Raw genomic sequence first — 6,000 nt, 5'->3', positions numbered from 1 at the left:
TCCGGCAGCATGATTAACAAGCAACTCTCAATATTTCAAGGCAATGTGTCAGATCAAGTCGAGACTAATACATTTCAGGAGGCATATTTCCCTACCCGTCTCAACCACATACTTTTTTGTCACTGGGGTGAGTCACTGTATTGAGCTGACAGTATAAAATCTATTTATTCAAAAACGCGGTTTGTAGCCCGGCATACTGTGGCGATGCTCCCGGTGGCACAAAACGCATGATTTCCGCCAGGGTGTTTACACTCCGTACATTGCCATCCGGTCGGTCATTTTTATATAAATAATGGGCGGCCAAATGGCCGCCCACCGTACATTATAAAACTATTACTGCTTTTGGGTCACTTCGTTGCTCATCTGCGTTTTTTCATACGCGACTTTCGATTTTTCCATTGCCATGTGAGACTCTTTCTTCGCCTCTGCGTGCTTACCTTCCGCATGCATCTTAGCGGCTTTTTTATGGTGCTTAACCACCGCCTCATGGTGCTGTGCTGCATCCTCATGCTTAGCTACCGCAGTATCTGCAGCCAGTGCTGAAAAGGAAACCACACCGGCAGCCAATGCGGCAACAGCGAATGCCTTTTTAAACATGACAATCTCCTTGTGAAATAATTCCTGCATTAAAAACCTAGTACAATTCAGTAATAATTCAAGACTAAAATTTAACCTTAGAAACAATGGATCACGAAATAAAAAATAACCAGAGAGGATTATGCAATAAGTATAAATTTATGCTACAGCAGCGTCTGGTCAGACGTGTGCCGTAGCATAAATTTAGACGCCCGATAGATACACAAAACCTCTCCTCGGATTGAATTCGCGCCCGGTTACACAAATACACAGTTTAGCGCACGCGAACCCGGCACACTCGGCGACACGATAGCCTATAGGGAATAATCGCCCATTCGCCGTCCGCGCAGGCGGCGCTTTACCCACACAGCACCTCACTGCAGTGCAGCAGCCCCGAAGGAGATATCTCATGTCCATTTATCAAGCAACTCCCACTGATGCCGAGCGTATCAATCCGCTGTTTATTGCCTACCGTCAGTTCTATGACGTTCCCTCCAACCCTGCACAGACGCTGCGCTACCTGCAGCAGCGCCTCGGTAACGGCGAATCGGTGATCTTTTACGCGACCGATGAGCGGGGAGATGCTGTTGGCTTTACCCAGCTCTACCCCCTGTTCTGCTCGCTGGAGATGAAGCCAACCTGGCTGCTATACGATCTGTTTGTCGCCCCACAGGCACGTCGTCACGGCGTTGCGCGCGGGCTGATGCAGCGGGCAGAGTCCTTTGCCCGCGCCAGCGGTGCGTCATTTATCGGCCTGGATACCGGCACGGACAATACCCGTGCCCAGGCGCTGTATGAGAAGCAGGGCTACGTCCGCGACCGCGCCTTCTACCACTATCAGTTGACCCTATAAAAGCCTATCGGGCCGCCGGGCACCCCGCTGGCCCACACCAATCGCCCATCACGTCCAGCAATATCAAAAGAAAAGTCTGACATCCATCTCATTACAGACATAATTACCGGTATTACGCGATTACATAACCCATGATCAAGAATAAACCCACCGCAATCCGCAAGATTATTGCGATCTCCTGTACGGTGTCACGCGCTCCCTGTGCCCCCTTCTCTCTGGATCACAGGGTCAGTGCACCGTTCAGGTGCCGGGTATATTTAACAAATGGATAGAGTTAATTATCTCCGTTAAGCGATAATTAAATACACATAAATGGTTGAACGCCAGCGATGGTATCGTCGTTTCCCTGTTCAGGGGAGATCGACTTTCTGACGATTAACCCTCTGCCTTATCGGCGGCGCTTGGGTCTGGCTCAGCGACAAGCCCAATGCCGAACTCACTATTATCCTGACGTTTTTAATATGTTATTTATTATCAGTAAATATACCGGTGCCACGTTCCAGCAAATTGAAAAGATCAGCGACGTCGCAATATCCCGCCTGGCCGCGATCCAGCAGCTGACTATCGCCTTTCCCGAGGCCATCTGCCAGCGATTCCCCTACCTGCTGCCAAGCTCCCTTCAGGGATCCGATTTCATGACATCGCGGTTCTGCTCTCCGGACCGCCCTGCTGTTGCGCCTGCGGCGCTTTGTACATACACGCCACACCAAAGCACAAGTTGCCATTCTTGCCTGATGTCCGGCAGACGCGCGGTAGAAAAAACGCTGCTCCAAGAGTGCGCCGACATGCGTCTCGCCCCGGCCTGCTATGACAATCGCAGCGCGGGACGTTTTGGCTATCTGGCCAAGAGCCCCTACCGGGGTGCCGTCAACCGCCCGATTGCCGAGGTCAGGGTGGGCCACATCGATGAGATCTACATCGCTCTGCCCATGATCGCACGGAAGCGTATCCACCACTTTCAGCTTCCTGCTGTCAGAGATCACAGCCCAGGCCTATATCGTTCCCGATCGCTGTTCCTATGCTATCCATCTCTCCCAGCTACGGAAATAGGCAATATTCAGGCCATCAGCATCTTTTCCTCCCCCTTTTAACCGCCTTGGCGCGCTGACCAAGCGCAGCGAAGATCGGCTCCCCGGCACCCTGATCATGCTGTTCAGTACGCCGCTGTGCTACCGATTACGTTGACTATCCGGTTCATCCCACCCGCTCCGCGACTCTCCGGGCAGGTACGCTATGGAGTGAACGGCCAACATATCAACGTCTGAAAGTTTCATGCCATCAAGGCGCAGGAAAATAGTGACAACGTCACTAATGTCACCCAGCATGATCTGCGGATAACCCCCTTCAACGCTTTTCCATGCCGCTCCGCACTGGATGAGCAGCCTCTGCTGATCAGCGTATTACAGGGCAGTATCTCGATCGTCAGGCCGCACCGCACACCATTGCACACGATGAGCAGTAGCGTCGGTTGGCAGATAACGCTACCGGAAGTCATCGATGAGCATGCGCCTGTGCCACAGCCTCTGCCTCTCCCGGTACCGCTACAGCATTTTCGCTTTAAACGAAATGGCTCTCTGGAGATCCCGCCAGATCCGGGTCGGCTACGGACTTTATCCGGGCACGCAGACTGTATCGTGATCAGCCCAACGGCGATCATCGGCAGCACCATTAACCATTCCCACGTCTCCTCCGTCGACACCTGACAGACGCCGACAGCCGTCACCGGCGATCGGCTCTATATCGGCACCGGCACTTGAATTATCGGCCCCGTCGCCACTGGCAGCGATGAAACAATAGGTGCTGGTGCTACCGTCATCCACGACATTCCGGCGTACAGCGTTGCTGCCGGGGTTCCCCCCTGCGCAGGTAATAGCTATAGCCAGTGGTACTGCGGGAAGCCCCGCCTCCCTGAAGGAAAACCACAAAAACATGACACTGATGGAAGAATAGCCACCCCGCATAGCTGAAAAAACAGGCACCGCCACATTGATCGACATCCAGAAAATCAATAAAATCTCAACAATAGACATATAAAAATATATATTATAATATTCAGTAACAAGTTATAAGGAAAAAATATTAAGGCATTGCTATGTTTTTAAAATTCTCTGGGTGGGATGAGTGCAGCATCAACGATTATACCGATTGCTGTTCAAAATATGGCTACAACTCAGAATCATCTCCTCATTATATCGAGTTTATGTTACATCATGGTGCGGATCTGAGGTTTATCGCCTATAGAAAAAATAAATTGCTGGGCGCTGCCTGTCTTGATGGGAAATGGCTGGTAAATGACTTTAAAAACCCCAATAAGTCGATGAGCAACCTGCCAATCCCCAGCTCATCTATCGTTCTGCCGTTCTCATCGGAGGTCAAATGTATTGCACCATTCAAAACCAAATGCCTCAGCCCGCTCAGAAAAAATATCATCAACGCATCATTTCACTTTTTTACCAAGCGGACCGCAGCCTTTGCAAAAAACATCGAAACAGACTTTTCCAAAAAGACCATTTCAACCCGACGGCGTGAGATTAAAAAATTTATCGCCGACGGCGGGAGTTTTGTCGACATCAGCCAGTTTAGCGGGGAAGAGTTGTTTTCAATATATGAAAATTTATTTTTTATGCGCAGGGAAACTACTATTCCTGACCGAGAGATCAATATCGATTTCTTTGTTAAGTTTAAAAATAACTTTCTCGGTGAGGTCCTCTACCTTAACGATAGCCCCGTCGGGATCCAGCTACTGATCACCTCAACGTCTACACTGGGCTTCTTCGTTGACTTTATCAATATTGGTTATGATATGGAGATAAAAGCGCATTCAATCGGCACTATCCTCATGTGGAACAATCTGGAAAAAGCGACAGCGAGAGCCCATGCGCTCGCCCTACCGCTACATTTCTCCTTCGGCTTTATGTCAGGAAAATACAAGCAACGGTGGTGTAATCCGGTCGGCGTCGGCAAAACCCTGATATAGCCACATCACCTATTTCGTCCAGCGACGGATACGTCACCGAAGCCCACTGCGCCAGAATGCAGTGGGCGGACGATCGCCAACGCCCCTCATACAGCTTTGTTAATAGCGCCAGGAGGGAGCATCGTGCGTTCCCAAGGCACGTAGCACCACGCAGGATCGTGAAAAACCACCCCATCAGCGCTGGCGCGCCTTAAAGCGGGGATCGCTTTTGCATATAACGTACAACCTGCCGCGGCGACGCACGATACGGCAGTCGGGGTGACGATGTTTTGCCGTTTTCAGGGAAGAGAGAATCTTCATCGGCACGCTCCTCCACCCAACGCGACAACGCGGATCCCCCACAGGGGGGATCCATCCAGCGCAATCGCGAAAAAAGGTACCCAACGGCGCTCCGGGTAAATAGGTGTTTTCATCTCGGCTCCTAGAATATGTTACGTTATAACAATTCAATTATAATTGAGATCGGATACCATTCGCAAGATCCATTTAGCCACGCTGTCGGTAAGGCGATCCCCCCTTCCGCCGCATCTGAGCGCGGCCTCTCCCCTGTTAGGCAGTGGGCGCTGTCCGGCCCTCTGTCGCCCCGCAGCCCTGGGATTACCCTGCTCCAGAACCCGGGGATGGTCTGGACGTCAGAGCGCCCGGTGGATATCAGGCCCCCCCGCCGAACTCCTCTATGCCACCGCGTAAAAGCATCTGCATGCCCCGCTGGTGAACCAAATCGCCAACGACGACCAGCCTAGAGCTGGCTGACAGATGACAACTGCCGTACCGACAAATACAGACAGTAAGATCATCTATGACAGCGTCAGCGCCCGCTTCATCAGCCTGGGACACGCCCGCAGCCAGAGCGCCGGGATGGGGAGCTCTCCCTGCCAGACGGAGACCCGGCTATCGCTGCGATAGGCGATGATATAACCACCACACTATTTACTTACGTTATTAATATGAAGGTGTCGATCTCCCCTAACAACAAGGAAGCCGTATGAAAAAAATCTACCTTATCACCGTCGTATCAGCCTGGATGGTTAACCCGGTGTCCGCCGCGACCGAGCAGTGCGTCAGCGTAGATCCACAGCAAATCGCCGCGCTGTTTGACCAGTGGAATGCGGCGCTAAAGACGGGAGATGCACAGAAGGTGGTCGATACCTATCTGCCCGACGCAGTTTTACTGCCCACCGTATCCGCTCAAACGCGCTATACCCAGAAAGAACGGCTGGATGACTTCAGCTACTTTCTCGCCAGGAAACCGGTGGGTGTCATCGATAGCCGCACCATAAAAATAGACTGCAATACCGCCACCGATACCGGCACCTATACCTTTACCTTTACCTTTGCGGATCGGTCGAGCGCCGCCGCCCGCTATACCTTTACCTACGCCTGGAACGGCCAGACGTGGAAGATAGCCACCCACCACTCATCGTTGATGCCCTCCTCCTAATCCAACCCGGGCGCCATCCCGAAACGCGCCCGCCCCCTTCAAAAATGAAACCATAGCAACATATTTGTTATCCCTCGCGCGGCACTCGCTGAGGCGAAAAATAAATCATCTTATTTTTCATTGAATTAAAAACATCTCTCTCCAGGTAAAAGC

Annotated in this window: 9 protein-coding genes; 6 read left to right on the top strand and 3 right to left on the bottom strand. The window is 51.7% G+C overall.

All coding sequences use genetic code 11. The features are described from left to right. Window positions 1-333: 333 nt before the first annotated feature. Window positions 334-597: a hypothetical protein gene (locus EIEH_RS04485; RefSeq protein ID WP_015871461.1), complete on the bottom strand. Its 264-nt coding sequence runs from the start codon at window positions 595-597 to the stop codon at window positions 334-336. Between the two features lie 388 nt (window positions 598-985). Here EIEH_RS04485 and EIEH_RS04480 point away from each other — a divergent pair, with 388 nt between their 5' ends. From EIEH_RS04480 to EIEH_RS20070, 3 genes are all read left to right on the top strand, one after another. Next, entirely contained in the window at window positions 986-1,429 is a 444-nt protein-coding gene (locus EIEH_RS04480; protein WP_015871462.1) for a GNAT family N-acetyltransferase, read from the top strand. Between the two features lie 461 nt (window positions 1,430-1,890). Continuing rightward, window positions 1,891-2,520 carry a Rossmann-fold NAD(P)-binding domain-containing protein gene (locus EIEH_RS16840; protein ID WP_050977398.1) on the top strand — a complete coding sequence of 210 codons (630 nt, stop codon included), beginning with the start codon at window positions 1,891-1,893 and terminating at the stop codon, window positions 2,518-2,520. Between the two features lie 186 nt (window positions 2,521-2,706). After that, complete coding sequence (locus EIEH_RS20070; protein ID WP_368288049.1) at window positions 2,707-3,132, top strand: sugar transferase; 426 nt, start codon at window positions 2,707-2,709, stop codon at window positions 3,130-3,132. On the opposite strand, the gene EIEH_RS04470 is transcribed toward EIEH_RS20070, so the two are convergent. Next, a complete protein-coding gene (locus tag EIEH_RS04470) occupies window positions 3,040-3,459 on the bottom strand; it encodes a hypothetical protein (RefSeq protein WP_035608820.1) in 420 nt (139 codons plus the stop codon). The two genes, EIEH_RS20070 and EIEH_RS04470, sit on opposite strands and share 93 nt — an antisense overlap. A gap of 62 nt (window positions 3,460-3,521) precedes the next feature. Between EIEH_RS04470 and EIEH_RS04465 the strand changes: the two genes are divergently transcribed. Beyond that, window positions 3,522-4,406, top strand: a complete 885-nt coding sequence (locus tag EIEH_RS04465; RefSeq protein WP_015871466.1) for a GNAT family protein — start codon at window positions 3,522-3,524, stop codon at window positions 4,404-4,406. Between the two features lie 174 nt (window positions 4,407-4,580). Here the strand turns inward: EIEH_RS04465 and ykgO are convergent, their stop codons facing one another. Next, window positions 4,581-4,706 carry a type B 50S ribosomal protein L36 gene (ykgO, locus tag EIEH_RS17340; protein ID WP_012848801.1) on the bottom strand — a complete coding sequence of 42 codons (126 nt, stop codon included), beginning with the start codon at window positions 4,704-4,706 and terminating at the stop codon, window positions 4,581-4,583. Window positions 4,707-5,162: 456 nt separating this feature from the next. Between ykgO and EIEH_RS19240 the strand changes: the two genes are divergently transcribed. Together EIEH_RS19240 and EIEH_RS04460 are read left to right on the top strand one after the other, a co-directional pair. After that, a complete protein-coding gene (locus tag EIEH_RS19240; protein ID WP_015871467.1) occupies window positions 5,163-5,312 on the top strand; it encodes a hypothetical protein in 150 nt (49 codons plus the stop codon). Window positions 5,313-5,391: 79 nt separating this feature from the next. Continuing rightward, window positions 5,392-5,847: an SgcJ/EcaC family oxidoreductase gene (locus tag EIEH_RS04460; protein WP_015871468.1), complete on the top strand. Its 456-nt coding sequence runs from the start codon at window positions 5,392-5,394 to the stop codon at window positions 5,845-5,847. The last annotated feature ends 153 nt before the right edge of the window (window positions 5,848-6,000 follow it).

The sequence above is a fragment of the Edwardsiella ictaluri ATCC 33202 genome (assembly GCF_000264785.1).
Taxonomy (GTDB): domain Bacteria; phylum Pseudomonadota; class Gammaproteobacteria; order Enterobacterales; family Enterobacteriaceae; genus Edwardsiella; species Edwardsiella ictaluri.
The sequence above is the reverse complement of the archived record's forward strand: the minus strand, read 5'-3'. Positions and strand labels throughout refer to the sequence as shown.